This window comes from Nocardioides caeni (assembly GCF_004912195.1).
Lineage (GTDB): Bacteria > Actinomycetota > Actinomycetes > Propionibacteriales > Nocardioidaceae > Nocardioides > Nocardioides caeni.
Genome location: NZ_STGW01000002.1, coordinates 195560 through 210860, shown reverse-complemented (window position 1 = coordinate 210860; position 15301 = coordinate 195560). Strand labels below are relative to the sequence as shown.

The 15301-nt window shown below is 72.5% G+C and carries 15 protein-coding genes; 9 read left to right on the top strand and 6 right to left on the bottom strand.

Going from position 1 to position 15301, the window contains the following annotated elements:
- The coding region (locus E9934_RS19520) for an FHA domain-containing protein (protein WP_158294928.1) at positions 1–574 on the top strand (574 nt) is incomplete at its 5' end.
- 68 nt (positions 575–642) lie between these two features.
- Here the strand turns inward: E9934_RS19520 and E9934_RS04770 are convergent.
- On the bottom strand, positions 643–1212 hold the full coding sequence (locus E9934_RS04770; protein ID WP_136561718.1) for an O-methyltransferase: 570 nt from the start codon (positions 1210–1212) through the stop codon (positions 643–645).
- 248 nt (positions 1213–1460) lie between these two features.
- Between E9934_RS04770 and E9934_RS19515 the strand changes: the two genes are divergently transcribed.
- From E9934_RS19515 to cimA, 6 genes are all read left to right on the top strand, one after another.
- Positions 1461–1637: a hypothetical protein gene (locus tag E9934_RS19515; RefSeq protein WP_158294927.1), complete on the top strand. Its 177-nt coding sequence runs from the start codon at positions 1461–1463 to the stop codon at positions 1635–1637.
- A gap of 11 nt (positions 1638–1648) precedes the next feature.
- Positions 1649–2752, top strand: coding sequence for a 3-isopropylmalate dehydrogenase (locus E9934_RS04765; protein ID WP_136561717.1), 1104 nt, complete (start codon positions 1649–1651; stop codon positions 2750–2752).
- Between the two features lie 80 nt (positions 2753–2832).
- Positions 2833–3921, top strand: a complete 1089-nt coding sequence (locus tag E9934_RS04760; RefSeq protein ID WP_202977208.1) for a branched-chain amino acid aminotransferase — start codon at positions 2833–2835, stop codon at positions 3919–3921.
- Positions 3922–3930: 9 nt separating this feature from the next.
- Positions 3931–4344 (top strand): MmcQ/YjbR family DNA-binding protein, encoded by a 414-nt coding sequence (locus E9934_RS04755; protein WP_136561715.1) that lies wholly within the window; start codon positions 3931–3933, stop codon positions 4342–4344.
- Positions 4345–4353: 9 nt separating this feature from the next.
- Positions 4354–6054, top strand: a complete 1701-nt coding sequence (locus tag E9934_RS04750) for a serine/threonine-protein kinase (protein WP_136561714.1) — start codon at positions 4354–4356, stop codon at positions 6052–6054.
- Between the two features lie 49 nt (positions 6055–6103).
- A complete protein-coding gene (cimA, locus tag E9934_RS04745; RefSeq protein WP_136561713.1) occupies positions 6104–7711 on the top strand; it encodes a citramalate synthase in 1608 nt (535 codons plus the stop codon).
- Positions 7712–7730: 19 nt separating this feature from the next.
- Here cimA and E9934_RS04740 read toward each other — a convergent pair whose 3' ends face one another.
- Both E9934_RS04740 and E9934_RS04735 read right to left on the bottom strand, forming a co-directional pair.
- Entirely contained in the window at positions 7731–9170 is a 1440-nt protein-coding gene (locus E9934_RS04740) for a hypothetical protein (protein WP_136561712.1), read from the bottom strand.
- Positions 9167–9763 (bottom strand): TetR/AcrR family transcriptional regulator, encoded by a 597-nt coding sequence (locus E9934_RS04735; protein ID WP_136561711.1) that lies wholly within the window; start codon positions 9761–9763, stop codon positions 9167–9169. The genes E9934_RS04740 and E9934_RS04735 overlap by 4 nt, the downstream gene beginning before the upstream one ends.
- Positions 9764–9857: 94 nt before the next feature.
- Between E9934_RS04735 and E9934_RS04730 the strand changes: the two genes are divergently transcribed.
- Positions 9858–10409, top strand: a complete 552-nt coding sequence (locus E9934_RS04730) for an NAD(P)H-dependent oxidoreductase (RefSeq protein WP_136561710.1) — start codon at positions 9858–9860, stop codon at positions 10407–10409.
- Between the two features lie 60 nt (positions 10410–10469).
- Positions 10470–11903: an amidase gene (locus tag E9934_RS04725; protein ID WP_136561709.1), complete on the top strand. Its 1434-nt coding sequence runs from the start codon at positions 10470–10472 to the stop codon at positions 11901–11903.
- A gap of 184 nt (positions 11904–12087) precedes the next feature.
- Here the strand turns inward: E9934_RS04725 and bioD are convergent, their stop codons facing one another.
- Genes bioD through E9934_RS04710 form a run of 3 tightly spaced genes read right to left on the bottom strand, consistent with a single transcriptional unit; the run spans position 12088 to position 15301 of the window.
- Complete coding sequence (gene bioD, locus E9934_RS04720; protein WP_136561708.1) at positions 12088–12810, bottom strand: dethiobiotin synthase; 723 nt, start codon at positions 12808–12810, stop codon at positions 12088–12090.
- The gene (locus E9934_RS04715; RefSeq protein WP_136561707.1) at positions 12807–14006 is read right to left on the bottom strand and encodes an 8-amino-7-oxononanoate synthase; all 1200 of its coding nucleotides are present in this window, start codon (positions 14004–14006) and stop codon (positions 12807–12809) included. Before E9934_RS04715 ends, bioD begins: the two co-directional genes overlap by 4 nt.
- Positions 14003–15301 carry an adenosylmethionine--8-amino-7-oxononanoate transaminase gene (locus tag E9934_RS04710; RefSeq protein ID WP_136561706.1) on the bottom strand — a complete coding sequence of 433 codons (1299 nt, stop codon included), beginning with the start codon at positions 15299–15301 and terminating at the stop codon, positions 14003–14005. The genes E9934_RS04715 and E9934_RS04710 overlap by 4 nt, the downstream gene beginning before the upstream one ends.

Here is a 15301-nt window from a genome sequence, read left to right as displayed (position 1 = left end):
CTGCGCGGCGAGCACCCCGCCCAACGCCCTTTTCTGCGAGGCCTGCGGCTACGACTTCACCACCGGTGCGATGCCCCGCCCGGTCGCGCCCCCGAACCTCGACAACGTCCTCGACCTCGCGACCCCGGCCACCCCTGCTGCTCCCGCAGCGTCCGTCGCGCCGCCCCTGACCTCGGGATGGGTCGCGGAGGTCTGGATCGATCCCGACTGGTACGCCGAGCAGGAGTCGAGCGATCCGCTGCCGTCCGCGGGCGTGCCCGCCGTCGTACCGCTGCGGGCGACGTCGGTCCTCGTCGGCCGCACCTCCCGCAGCCGCGGCATCCACCCCGACATCGACCTCACGACCGACAACGGGATCAGCCGCCGCCACTGCCAGCTGACGACCGACGGCTCGCGTTGGTGGGTCGAGGACCTCGGCTCCTCCAACGGCACCTATGTCGGGTCGGCCGTCGGGCAGCTGCCCAAGGCCCCGATCGCCGCCGGCGCCAAGCGCGAGCTCGGACCCGACGACCGGGTCTTCCTCGGCGCCTGGACCTGCATCGCCCTCAGGAAGGCCCAGCCCGGCGAGGTGTGAGCCCGTCCTCCCGTGCGAATCTGCTCCCTTCCGGGCGATGTGACGACAGATTCGCCCGGGACGACGCGCTAGCGACGGGTGGCGATCAACGCGGAGGCATCGGCGGCGACCATCACCTCGACGGTGGTGAACCGCTCGTCGGTCAGCCACTCCTCACGCAGCGTGTCGACGCGGCCGCCGGTGATGGGGGGCCACATCTCGCAGGGGAAGAAGTCGTCGAGGACGACGATGCCGCCTGGCTCGACGAGGTCGGCGATCTTGTCGACGCGCACGGCCTCCCGGTCGCCCGAGTCGAGGAACAGCAGCGAGTAGGGCCCCTTGTCGAGGAGGGTCGACCAGTCCGCCTCGAGTACGTCGACCAGCGGATCCTCGTCGAAGATCTCGCCGGCCGCCGCGGCGAGCTTCGGGTCCAGCTCGGCGGTCAGGATGCGGGCCTTGTCGTTGCGCACGCCCGAGCGCAGCCACGCCGTACCGACACCGCAGCCGGTGCCGAACTCGGCCATCGTGCCCTCACGCGTCGCGGCGAGGGTCGCCAGCAGTCGGCCGGTCTCGTTGCGGCAGAAGGACACGTAGCCGGCGCGCCGGGAGACGTCGAACGCGCGGGTGACGACGTCGGGAAGCTCCGGGGGCGCGCTCATGGATCGAGTCTCACCCGCCGTACCAACGCCACGGACCGGGGTCTCGCATCGCGAACACCCGCACGGATTGTCGGGACAGGGCGTCGCGCATGTCCTACGCTTTCCTCACCATGCGGAGCGCTTTCCTCGTAATCGTGCGCCGCGGCGAGGCCTGAGAGAGGCCACCTCGCCGCGGTGATTGCGGCGTTCCCACACCGCGTGGGCTTCTCGACTCCCGTTCGATCGAAGCCCCGAAGGAAACCAGCAGCATGTTCACCACTGCCGCCAGCACGACCCGTCGCAGCACCGCCCGTTACCTCGACTCCCGCGAGTGGGGGCCGGCCAAGCACGACCCCGACCACCCGCTCCACCTCGAGGTCCTCGAGACGCCGGCCCACGGGATTGACCTGCGAGACGGTGACGACCGCCGTCCGGACGACAACTAGGGTTTTCGGTCATGAGCGACTCCACCGCATCCTCGACCACGCCCGTGACCACCGGACAGGTGGCGCTCGGCGTCATTCCCGGCGACGGCATCGGCCCCGAGGGCACCGCCGAGGCGCTCAAGGTCCTCGAGGTCGCGGCCCCGTCCGACCTCAAGTTCGCCCAGACGTCCTACGACCTCGGCGCCGAGCGCTACCTGCGCACCGGCGAGGTGCTCCCCGACAGCGTGCTGGAGGAGATCCGCGGCCAGGACGCCCTCCTGCTCGGTGCCGTCGGCGGCAAGCCCAACGACCCGAACCTGCCCCCGGGCATCCTCGAGCGGGGGCTACTTCTCAAGCTGCGCTTCGAGCTCGACCACTACGTCAACCTGCGGCCGTCGCGGATCTACCCCGGCTCGGTCGCGCCGCTCTCCGACGCGGTGCTGGCCAAGGGCGAGGTCGACTTCGTCGTCGTCCGTGAGGGCACCGAGGGCCCCTACACCGGCAACGGCGGCGCGCTGCGCGTCGGCACCCCTGCCGAGGTCGCCACCGAGGTCTCCGTCAACACCGCCTTCGGTGTCGAGCGCGTCATCCGTGACGCCTTCGCCCGTGCCCAGAAGCGGCCAGCCAAGTTGCTGACGCTGGTCCACAAGACCAACGTGCTGGTCAACGCCGGCCAGGTGTGGTGGCGCCTCTTCCAGGAGGTCGCCGCCGAGTACCCCGACGTCACCACCGACTACTGCCACATCGACGCGGTCATGATCTACCTGACCACCGACCCGCAGCGCTTCGACGTCATCGTCACCGACAACCTCTTCGGCGACATCGTCACCGACCTCGCCGCCGCCATCTCCGGTGGCATCGGCCTGGCCGCCTCCGGCAACGTCAACCCCGACCGCACCGCGCCGTCGATGTTCGAGCCCGTCCACGGCTCCGCCCCCGACATCGCCGGTCAGCTGATCGCCGACCCCACCGCCGCGATCCTCTCCGGCGCGCTGCTCCTCGACCACCTCGGCCACCCCGAGGCCGCCGCCCGCGTCGAGACCGCCGTGCTCGCCGACCTCGAGGCACGCGAGCCGGGTCAGCAGCGTCGTACGCCGGAGGTCGGCGACGCGATCGCCGCGCGAGTAGCAGGCTGAGCCCGGTTCAGGGGAATCCCCCTGAGCGCGGGCAGACGGCCCACTCCCGACCCGCGTTAACGAGGACTAACCTGATGACCATGCAGATCACCACCACGCTCTCTGCGAACCCCACCGACGACGCCCGGCTGGCAGAGATCCTGGCCAACCCCGGCTTCGGCACCCACTTCTCCGACCACATGTTCACGGTCGAGTGGACCCCCGAGCGGGGTTGGTACGACGCGCGCATCACGCCGTACGGACCGATCACGCTCGACCCGGCGGCGGCTGTCCTGCACTACGCGCAGGAGACCTTCGAGGGGATGAAGGCCTACCGTCACGACGGTGCCGACGGGGACTCGCTGTGGCTCTTCCGTCCGGAGGCCAACGCCGAGCGGATGAAGCGCTCCAGCCACCGCCTGGCGCTGCCCGTCCTCGAGGTGCCCGACTTCATCCAGGCGGTCGAGGAGCTCGTCAAGGTCGACGCCCGCTGGGTGCCCGGCAACGCCGACGGCGGCGAGAAGAGCCTCTACATCCGGCCCTTCATGTTCGCCTCCGAGAAGTTCCTCGGCGTGCGCCCGGCCCAGCACGTCACCTTCATGGTGATCACGAGCCCTGCCGGCGCCTACTTCAAGGGCGGCATCAAGCCCGTCACGCTCTGGCTCACCGAGGACTACACCCGCGCGGGACGCGGCGGCATGGGCGCCGCCAAGACGGGCGGCAACTACGCCTCGTCGCTGGTCGCCCAGCAGGAGGCCTACGCCGAGGGCTGCGACCAGGTGGTCTTCCTCGACGCGCAGGAGGGGAAGTACGTCGAGGAGCTCGGCGGGATGAACATGTACTTCGTCTACGACGACGGCTCCATCGTCACCCCCGAGACCGGCACCATCCTCGAGGGCATCACCCGCGCCTCGATCATCGAGCTCGCCGGCAAGATGGGCCACCAGGTCACCGAGCGCCGCTTCGGCATCGACGAGTGGCGCGACGACGTCGCGAGTGGCCGGATCACCGAGATCTTCGCCTGCGGCACGGCCGCGGTCGTCACGCCCGTCGGCTCGTTGAAGTACGCCGGTGGAGAGACACCCGCGCCCGCGAGCCAGGACCTCACCATGCGGATCCGCGAGGCACTCGTCGGCACCCAGCTCGGCCGCAACGAGGACACCTTCGGCTGGATGCACAAGGTCGTCTGAGGCTCGCCCGTGGCGCACCCGATCATGTTCAGCGGGGACGAGCCGGAGCTGATCCGGCTCCGGGAGGCCTGCGCCGCCCTGCCGTCGGCCGTGGAGTTCGTGAGCCACGGCCGACCGAACTTCAAGGCGGGGGAGAAGGGCAAGGTCTTCGCGGTCTACGGCGGAGGCGAGAAGCGCGCTCCCGGCGAGCACCATCGGGTCGACACCGCGCTCCTGGTCAAGATCGACCCGGCCGAGCTGACCGCCGTCGACGAGGACGAGCGCTTCTTCGTGCCCGCCTACTACGGTCCGGCCGGGTGGCGTGCCCTCGACCTCGCCGACGAGCGGACCGACTGGGACGAGGTGGGCGAGCTGCTCGACGCGTCGTTCCGCCTCGTCGCCGGCAAGCGGCTGATCGCCGAGCTGGACGCGTCGTCCGAGTAACCTCGCTGCGTGACGACCCGACCCGGCGAGCCCCCGACGTACGTCGGTGACTACCGCCTGCTGACCCGCCTCGGCGAGGGCGGCATGGGCATCGTCCACCTCGCGCAGGGCGCCGACGGCCGCCGGGTCGCCCTGAAGCTCCTGCGCCCCCAGGTCGCCGGTGACGAGGAGGCGCGGGGACGGCTGGCCCGGGAGGTCAACTCGCTGCAGCGGGTGCGCAGCCCGTGGATCGCCGAGATGATCGACGCCGACCCGTGGGCCGAGGTGCCCTATGTCGTCACCCGCTACGTCCCCGGCCTGTCGCTGCACGAGCACGTGCAATCCGAGGGGCCAGTGGTCGGCAGCGACCTGCACTGGCTGGCCGGCTGCCTCGCCGAGGGCGTCGCGGCCGTGCACACCGTGGGCGTGCTGCACCGCGACGTGAAGCCGGGCAACGTGCTGATGGAGGGGCGTCCGCCGATCCTCATCGACTTCGGCCTCGCGAGGGTCGCGGACGACGTACGTCTCACCCAGACCGGCTGGCTCCTCGGCACCCCGGGCTACCTGGCGCCCGAGATCCTCTACGGCGACGACGCGACCCCCGCAGCCGACGTGCACGCCTGGGCCGCCACCGTCGCCTACGCGGCGACCGGACGCGCGCCCTACGGCCGTGGTCCGTCGGCGGCGATCATGGACCGCACCCGCCGCGGCCAGCACGACCTGGCCGGCATCGAGCAGCCGCTCGCCGACGTCCTCGCCGCGGCGCTCCACCCCGATCCGCTCGAGCGGCCGCTGCTCGCCGAGATCCTCGCCTGGCTGCGCCCACTGAGCACCCGGCCCGACCTGCCGTCGGTGGCGCCGCCGGGCGTGCTCTTCGCGCCGCCTCCGCCCGAGGACGACGACTTCACGCTGCCGCTGGCTCTCGCGGGTGGCCTCGACGTCGCGACACCGCCACGCCCGCCTGCGCCGGTCCGGGCGACGCCGGCCCCACCCCTGCCACCGGCCCCGGCCATGCCGGCAGCCGCGCCGCCTCCGTCGCGTCCGGCGTCCCCGCCACCACCGACCCTGCCGCCCACCCTCGCCGCGCCCGTCGCCCGCACCGACGCGATGACGCGGATGGAGCAGGAGTGGGACCAGGCCTACGGCCTCGTCGAGCCGGGCCCGGCGCCGAAGGCGCCGTTGCCGGAGCGGCTGCGCCAGTGGGTGGCGATCGGGATCGGTGCCGTCGGACTCGGCGCCGGCTTCGCGGCCGTGCCGTGGGTGGCCAGCGTCGTCGTGGTGATCGCGGTCTGGCTGCTGCGCGCCGGCTCCCTCGCGACGTCGGCGGTGGCGGATCGCCGTACGGTCCGCGGGGTCAAGTGGTACGACGCCCTGCGCTGGATCTCGACGAGCCCGTGGCACCTGGTCCGTGCGATCACCGGGACGGTGGTGCTGGTGTCGTGGAGCGTCGGCCTGGGGTTGGCCGCGGGCCTGCTCTGCTACGCCCTGGCCCTCGACGTCGGGAGCACGCTGCTGATCACGGGGACGACGCTCGGCGTCGCGCTGTGGTCAGGCCCGGGCGCGAGCCGCTTCCGCTCGCCGATCTCACGGGTCCTGCACCCGGCGTGCCAACGCACCGGCTCCTGGCTGTTCGTCTGTGCGGGACTCCTGGCGGTGGCCGTCGTGCTCGGCCTCCTCGCGATCAGCGGCGTCAACTGGATGCCGTGGTCGACCGGCCCGTTCGGCTGGTGATTCGACCTGTGAGACGCCCGTCTCACCCACGTGGGAGACTGAGCCCGCGATGAACGAGCAGCTCGACCTCCACGGTTCCTTCCACGTCTACGACACCACCCTGCGCGACGGCATGCAGCAGGAGGGCCTCAACCCGACGGTCGCCGACAAGCTCGCCATCGCGCGTCACCTGGACGGGCTCGGCGTCGGCTACATCGAGGGCGGCTGGCCGGGAGCGAACCCGAAGGACACCGAGTTCTTCCGTCGCGCGGCGGCGGAGCTGGACCTCGAGCACGCCCGCCTCGCCGCCTTCGGCGCGACCCGCAAGGCCGGCATCCGCGCGGCCGACGACCCGCAGGTCGCCGCGCTCCGCGACAGCGGCGCGGGCGTCGTCACCCTCGTCGCGAAGTCCCACATCGGCCACGTCGAGAAGGCGCTGCGGACCACTCCCGAGGAGAACCTCGCGATGGTCCGCGACACCGTCAGTCACCTCCGGGCCGAGGGACAGCAGGTCTTCCTGGACGCCGAGCACTTCTTCGACGGCTACCGGCTCGACCGCTCCTATGCGCTCGAGGTGCTGCGCACGGCCTACGACGCGGGCGCGGAGGTCATCGCGCTGTGTGACACCAACGGCGGCATGCTGCCCGGCTGGGTCGCCGACGTGGTCAACGACGTGGTGGGCACGACCGGCGTCCGGGTCGGCATCCACTGCCACAACGACACCGGCCTCGCCGTCGCGAATACGCTGGCCGCCGTCGACGCCGGCGCGACGCACGTCCAGGGCTGCATCAACGGCTACGGCGAGCGGACCGGCAACGCCGACCTCGTCAACGTGGTCGCCAACCTGGAGCTCAAGCTCGACCGGCAGGTGCTGCCGCCGGGCCTGCTGTCCGAGGCGACCCGGATCGCGCACGCGGTCGCGGAGGTCACCAACATGCCGCCGTCCGCGCGTCAGCCCTACGTCGGCACGTCGGCGTTCGCGCACAAGGCCGGCCTGCACGCCAGCGCCATCAAGATCGACCCCGACCTCTACCAGCACATGGACCCGGCCGGTGTCGGCAACGACATGCGCCTGCTGGTCTCGGACATGGCGGGTCGCGCCACGATCGAGCTCAAGGGCAAGGAGCTCGGCTTCGACCTGTCCGACTCACCCGAGCTGGTGACCCGGGTGACCGCGCGGGTCAAGGAGCTGGAGTCGCGCGGCTACACCTTCGAGGCGGCCGACGCGTCCTTCGAGCTGCTGCTCGCGGAGGAGGTCGAGGGCCGGCGTCCGTCGTACTTCGACGTGGAGAGCTGGCGCGTCATCACCGAGACGCTGACCAACGCCCAGCCGGGCGAGGAGGCCGTGTCGGAGGCCACCGTCAAGCTGCACGCCGGTGGAGTCCGCTATGTCGTGACGGGTGAGGGCAACGGTCCGGTCAACGCGCTCGACCAGGCGCTGCGCTCGGCGATCGGTCAGGCCTTCCCGGAGATCGCGAAGTTCGAGCTCATCGACTTCAAGGTCCGCATCCTCGACCAGGGGCACGGCACCGACGCGATCACCCGCGTGCTCATCGAGACCTCCGACGGGGAGTCCTCGTGGGTCACCGTGGGGGTCGGCGCCAACATGATCGAGGCCTCGTGGGAGGCACTGGCCGACGGGCTCACCTACGGTCTGCTGCGCCACCACGAGGATTGATCGGGGACCGAGCAGCGGCTCACAGGCAGCGTTGGGCGAGCGATTCCACCCGGCTCTGCAGCTCGGACGAGGCCTGGCTGCTGCTGAGCTCCGCGATCGACAGCTCGCGCACGAGGACGTCGGCGTAGCAGCGCGCGAACTCCTCCGGCGCGCCGCCGGGCAGCACCTCGATCGCGATCTGCCCGCGCGCCGCCGCCAGCTGCAGCGCATCGGCCGATCCGCCGTTGCCCGCTCGTGAGCGCTCGCCGGGGTCGCAGGACTCGAAGCGGAGGCCCTCGTCGTGGTCGGAGACGCTCGCCGTACCGCCCGGACCCTCGGCGATCCACGAGCGCAGGGCGGAGCGGAGCTCGGTGACGTCGCGCCGGCTGTCGCCGACGTAGTCGACGCGGATGCAGGTGCGGTCGTCCTGCTCGTAGGCGACGTAGTGGTCGCCGCCCCAGCCGTCCGCGGCCCCCAGCGCGACCTGGGGCGAGATCCGCTCGGCGAGCACGAAGAGCAGCGAGGGCGAGCCGAAGGTGCCCGCGTCGATCTCCTCGGCGCCGTCGGGGATGTCCGGCTCATCGACCGAGGTGGCTGACTCGTCGTCGACCAACGCCGTCCACGGATCGACCAACGCCTCCTCGCTCACCGGTGGGTCGGAGAAGAGGTCGTCGATCCCGTCGGTGCCGTCGAGCTCGTCGGCGAGGCCCAGCAGGATGCTGCCGAGGGCGTACGACGACCCGATCAGCGTGGTGAGGAAGGGCGGGACGTCCGCGAGGTCGTCGGCGGCGTCGCGTGACTGGTCGGCCTGGGCCCGCGTCAGCTCCTTGCGGTCCTCGGGCGAGAGGGACTCCGCCCAGGCGTCCTCGACGCGGTCGGCGTCGCCCTCGACGATCGCGCTCCACACGGCCGCGGCGCTGCTGTCGTCGCTCTCCTCGTGCTCGTCGGCCTTCTCCTCGAGGTCGAAGTGCTGGTCCTGGAGGGCGTGGGTGAGCTCGTGGACCAGCGTGGAGCGGACCTCGGGTGTCAGCTTCGTGCCCCGCATCCGGATCCGCTTGTCCTCGGGGTCGTAGAGGCCGATGACGGCGCCGGTCAGCAGGTCGTTGGTGGCGTCGAGCAGGTCGACGTCGTGAGGGAGCAGGCCCAGGGCGCGCAGGATGCCCTCCGACTGCTGGATCTCCTCGCGGTCCTCGTCAGTGAGCTCGGAGTCGTCGGAGCTGACCTCCTTGTCGAACTCCTCGTCGGTGAGGAAGTCGACGTACACCGGATGCTCGAAGTCGAGGCCGCGCTCGTCCTCGACGAAGTCCACGAACTCGACCACCCGGGGATCCCACTTGTCGGGGTGGTCGGGCTCGCGCTGGAGCCACCAGGCGCCGAACGCGGCCGCCGAACCGAGCAGCAGCACCCCGGCGGTGGCGAGGGCGATCGGGCGGCGTCGACTGCGCCGGGGCTGCGGGGCCGGCGGCTGGACGTCGATCATGGAGTTCCCTTCACGATGCGCTGGACCAGCTCGGACCAGCCGGCGAGCACCTGCTCCTCGGTCATCCCACCATGGTCGATCTGTTGACGCAGGACCGGGATGCCGAGGGGAGCGATGATCGCGGTGGCGAGGTAGGGGAGGTTGCCCTCGACGCCGAGGAGGCCGAGAAGGATGCGCACGTGCATGCTCGCGAAGCCGAGCACCGCGTAGTTCTCGCCCCAGGTCCGTCCGGCCGCCTCGATGAGTGCGCCCTGGTCGAGGTGCAGGCGCAGACGTGAGGCGCCGAACGCCAGCAGGCGGTCCATCGGCTCCGCGCCGGGGCCGAGCGGCGGCGGGCCGCTGATGACGGCCGCCTGCCACTCCTCCTCGCGGTGGTTGAGCAGCGAGGCCATCAGCCCCTCGCGGCTGCCGAAGCGGCGAAACACCGTGCCCTTGCCGACGCCGGCCCTCGCGGCCACGGCGTCCATCGTCAGGGCCTCGGCGCCACAGCCACCCATCAGCTCCGCCGCCGCGTCCAGCAGCGCCCGTCGGTTGCGGGCGGCATCCCGCCGCTCCGCGGGCGCCGAGACGAGCAGCGGGAGGTCCTTCGACATGGTTGCGTCAGCCTAGGCGGTGGCTCCGACACCCGCCCGGGAAAAGGATCGGAGGCGCGGGAATGAAAGCGGACCACGGTCCGTTTAGCCCGTCATGACTGACACCACCCGCATCGCCGTCCTCGTCGGCAGCCTCCGCGCCGACTCCCTCAACCGCAAGCTCGCCGAGCTGCTCCGCGACGAGGCGCCCGCCGGCGTCGAGCTCGACATCGTCGAGGGCCTGGGCGAGCTGCCGTTCTACAACGAGGACCTCGACGCCGCCTCCGCGCCGGCCGCGGCCGTCGCCCTGCGCGAGCGCGTCTCCGGCGCCGACCGCGTCCTCGCCGTCACGCCGGAATACAACGGCACCATGCCGGCTGTCCTCAACAACGCCATCGACTGGCTCTCGCGGCCCTACGGCGCGGGCGCGCTCGTCGGCAAGCCGTTCGGTGTCGTCGGGGCGACCCCGACGCCCTACGGCGGCAAGTGGGCCCACGCCGACACCGTGCGCTCGGCCGGCATCGCCGGAGCCGTCGTGGTCGAGGAGGTCACCGTCTCCCAGTCGGCCATCGAGGTCGACCCCACCACCGACGCCGACGTCCGCGCCAAGCTGGTCGCCGCCGTCACGACGCTGGCCGAGTTCGCGCCGGCGGTCTCTGCCGCCTGACGTCCCCGAGGTTTGGAGGCTCGCAAGCTCGCACCTCAACCACCGGCATAGGGTCGGGGCGTGGCCGAACTCCACGACCTGACCGCCCTCGAGCAGGGGGAGCTGATCCGCTCCGGCGAGACCAGCCCCGTCGAGCTCACCGAGCACTACCTGCAGCGCATCGAACGCGCCGCCGCCGTCTCCTCGGAGTACGTCGACGGCGCGTTCGCGTTCCTCGACCCCGACGCCGCGCGCCGGCGTGCCCGCGAGGTCGCCGCGGTGGGTCCGGTGGGCGACGGTGCGTCACCGCTCGCCGGCGTACCGACCGCGATCAAGGACCTCAACCTGACCCGCGGGGTGCCGACGGCCTTCGGCTCGCCCGCCTTCGCCGGCTACGTGCCGGAGGTGTCGGACGGCGTCACGCTGGCGATCGAGGACGCCGGCATGGTGAGCCTCGGCAAGACCAGCACGCCCGAGTTCGGCTCACCCTGCTACACCGAGCCGGAGGGGCGGCCGCCTGCGGTGACGCCCTGGGACACCACCCGGATGGCCGGCGGCTCGTCCGGTGGTGCCGCCTCGGCGGTCGCGGCCGGACTGGTCTCGGTGGCGCAGGGGTCCGACGGCGGCGGCTCGATCCGGATCCCGGCATCCTGCTGTGGCCTGGTCGGCCTCAAGCCGACCCGCGGCCGGATCTCCGGCTTCCCGATGTACGGCGACCCGGTCGGTCTCGCCACGTCGGGCTCGATCGCCCGGTCGGTCGCGGACGCGGCCGCGCTGCTCGACGTGCAGGCGGGGCGGCGGATCGGCGACCCGACATGGGCGCCCGCGGCGGGTGAGACCTTCCTGGCAGCGACCCGGCGCGAGCCCGGACGCCTGCGGATCGCCTGCTTCGACGCGCCCGTGATCGCCGAGGTCGACATCGACCCGGAGGTACGGGCGGCCTATGACGCCACGACCGCCTTGCTGTCCTCGCTCGGCCACGTGGTCGAGGACATCGCCGTCCCGATCCCGCCGGAGGCCGTCGGCGTCTTCGAGACCTGCTGGGCCGTGCTGACGGCCCTGTCGACCGTGACCCTGACGCCGGAGCAGCGCGGCACGCTGCGGCCGTTGACCCGGTGGCTGGGCGAGCGCGGGGAGGCGGTGTCCGGCCCGGAGTTCGGGCTGGCGATCGGTCAGCTGCGACGGCATGCGGCGGACGCGCTCGTCGCGCTCACGCCGTACGACGCCGTGCTGACGCCGACGCTCGCCACCGTCCCGCTGCCCGTCGGCGCGATCCGCGACGACACCGATCCGGCCGCCGACTTCGAGGCGCAGAAGCGGTTCACCCCGTGGACCTCCGCCTGGAACGTCACCGGCATGCCCGCCATCTCGCTGCCGCTCCACCAGTCGTCGACCGGGCTGCCGATCGGCATGATGCTCGCCGCGCGCCCCGCCGAGGAGGGCGTCCTGCTCTCCCTCGCCGCCCAGCTCGAGGCCGCGCAGCCGTGGCGGGGCCGGCGGCCGCCGCTGTGGTGATGTAACACGTTGCTGGCCGATCAGGGCGACCCGAGTCGGATGTAACACGTTGTTGGCCCGCCTACGCGACCCGTGTCGGCGAAATCAGGCTCTGCACGGTCCCCGAACATCCGACACGGTCCCCCAAGGTCGGCCGACGACGTGTTACATCCGACTCAGGGCTGCCAGGCCGGCGATCAGCGTGTTACAGCCCGAACCACCCCGGCGCCGCGGCCCGGAAATCGGGAGGGGCGAGGGAGCCGGCGCCTGCCGGGAGTACGCCGAGCACGGGCACGCCGGTGATGCGGGGGAGGTCGTCGCGGTTGCAGGACTCAGCCAGCGCGGGCTCGGCCGGCCAGGCGCCGATGATCAGGCCGGCCGGCTCGACCTGGACGGCGCGCAGGGCGGTGACGGTGAGCTCGGTGTGGTTGAGGGTGCCGAGGCCGGCGCGGGTGACCACGACGACCTCGACGGGGGAGGAGACGACGTCGTCGGGTCCCCGGCGGCGCAGGGCGAAGGTGAGGTCGCGGGCGATGTCGAGCAGGGTGCCGCCCTCGGCGTCGAGTCGGACGAGGAGGCCGCCGGCGCCCTCGACGATGACCAGGTCGTACGACGCCCCGGCGATCAGCTCCCGGATGCGGCTGACGTGCTCGCGCACGGGCGGGATCGGCACCCCCTGGCGGCGGGCGGCGGTGTCCGGCGCGAGTGGCTCGTCGAGCGCCACGAACTGCACGGCCTCCACCCCGGCCAGCCCCCGCACCGTGGCGACGTCGGGCACGTCGGGGTGCGCGCCGCCGATGCCGGTCTGCACCGGCTTCACGACGAGCACCCGCTCGCCGGCGGCCACCGCTCGGGCAGCGAGCGCGGCGGTGGCGACGGTCTTGCCGACCCCGGTGTCGGTGCCGGTCACCACCACCACGCGGGTCACTGGTGCTCCTTCACGAGTGCCACCAGCGTCTCGACCGCACGCGCCCAGTCGTCGGCCGGCACGCCGGCGGTGACCGTGATCCGCAGCCGGGAGATGCCGTCGGGCACGGACGGCGGGCGGAAGCAGCCGACCCGCAGCCCGGCCTCGAGTGCGGCAGCCTGCGCGGCGACCGCTGCCTGCGGCGAGGACATCGGCACGGACAGCACGGCGCCCGCGGGCGCGACCACGCCGAGCGCGTCCGCCAGCGCGGCGACCCGCGCGCGCACGGTCGCGCCCAGCTCGGGACGACGCCGGATCTCCCGCAGCGCCGCCAGCGCACCGGCAGTCGACGCGGGGGCGAGCCCGGTGTCGAAGATGAACGGCCGCGCGCGGTTGACCAGGTGCTCGCGCAGGGCGACCGGCCCGAGGATCGCGCCGCCCTGGCTGCCCAGCGCCTTCGACAGCGTCGCACTGACGACGACGTGCGGCAGACCGGCCAGCCCCAGCTCGGCCACCAGGCCGGGGCCGTGGACGCCGACGCCGTGGGCCTCGTCGGCGACCAGCAGGGCGGCGTACTCCTCGCAGAGCGCGGCCAGCTCGACCAGCGGAGCGGCGTCGCCGAGCACCGAGTAGACGGACTCCGCGAGCACCATCGCGCGCTCACCCGCCTCCGCGGCGGAGACCAGGCCGGCGCGGACGGCCTCCACGTCACTGTGCGGCACCACGGTCAGCTGCGCGCGGGAGAGCCGGACCGCGTCGACCAGCGAGGCGTGGATGTGCGCGTCCGAGATCACCCGCGTGGTGCGGTCCGCGAGCGCGGAGACGATCGCGAGGTTGGCGTGGTAGCCGGTCGAGAAGACCAGCGCGGACGGCTGCCCGAGGTAGTCGGCCAGCTCCTGCTCGAGCTCGGCGTGCAGTGCGAAGGTGCCGGTGACGAGCCGCGAGGCGCTGGCGCCGGACCCCCACTCCAGCGCGGCATCCGCGGCCGCCCGCCGGACGGCGGAATCGCGGGCGAGGCCGAGGTAGTCGTTGCCGGCGAGGTCGGTCGTCGGGTCGTCGGCCGGCCGCTCGCGCAGCCGCCGGGTCAGCCCCGCCTCTTCGCGCGTGCTCGCCTCGTCGGCCAGCCACTGCTGCCAAGCGCTGGCTTTTCCGGGGTCCCCGCGGCGTTGTTCGGGGGAGCGCAGCGGAGGAGAAGAAGGTCGTGGGGTGATTTTCATCCGGCTCGCACCGCCGCTCCGATCCCCGCGACGAGCGTGTCCAGCTCGTCGTCACTGATGACGTAGGGCGGCATGGCATAGACCAGGTCGCGGAAGGGACGCAGCCACACGCCTGCCTCGATGGCCGCGTCGGTCGCCGCCACCACGTCGACGTCGTGGTCGAGCTGTACGACGCCCACGGCGCCGATCGTCCGCACGTCGGCCACGCCCGGCGCCTCCCGCAGCGGCTCCAGCCCGGCCGTCAGCCGGTCGGCGATCCGGCCCACGTCGGCGGCCCAGTCGGAGGAGACCAGCAGGTCGATCGACGCGCTCGCGACCGCGCAGGCCAGCGGGTTGCCCATGAACGTCGGGCCGTGCATCACCACGCCGGCCTCGCTCGCGGAGATGCCGCGGGCGACCTCGTCGGTGGTCAGTACCGCGGCGAGGGTGAGGTAGCCGCCGGTCAGTGCCTTGCCGACGCAGAGGATGTCGGGGGTCACGAGCTCACTGACGAAGAGGTGGCCGGTGCGGCCGAAGCCGGTCGCGATCTCGTCGAAGACGAGCAGCAGGTCGTGCTCGTCGGCGAGGTCGCGCAGCACCACGAGGCACTCGGGGTCGTAGGCCCACATGCCGCCCGCCCCCTGGAGCAGCGGCTCGACGATGATCCCGGCGAGCTCGCTGCGGTGCGCGGCGATCTCGTTCACCAGATGCGATGCCCACATCTCGACGTAGCCCGGCCCCGCGCCGATCCGCGGTGGGACCTGCCCGAAGACCTGCGTCGGCAGGACTCCCTGCCACATCGCGTGCATCCCGCCCTCGGGATCGGTGACGCTCATCGGGTGCGCGGTGTCACCGTGATAGCCGCCGCGGACGGTGAGCATCCGGGTGCGCTCGGGGCGCCCGCGCCCGCGTTGGTACTGCAGCACCATCTTCATCGCGACCTCGACCGACACCGACCCGGAGTCGGCGAGGAAGACCCGCTCCAGCGGCTCCGGGGTCATCGACACGAGCCGCTGCCCGAGCTCCACTGCAGGCGCGTGGGTGAGCCCGCCGAACATCACGTGCGAGAACTCGCCGGCCTGCCGGGAGAGGGCCGCGTCGAGGACCGGGTGCCGGTAGCCGTGGATCGCCGCCCACCAGGACGACATGCCGTCGACGACCTCGCGGTCGTCGTACCCGAGCCTCGGGTCGGTGAGGGTGAGCCGTGCGCCGGACGCGCCGGTGACGAGCCGCACCGGGGTGGGCTCGGTCATCGACGTGTAGGGGTGCCAGAGGTGCTCGCGGTCGAAGGCGAGGGTTTCGGCGGTCGCGAGCAC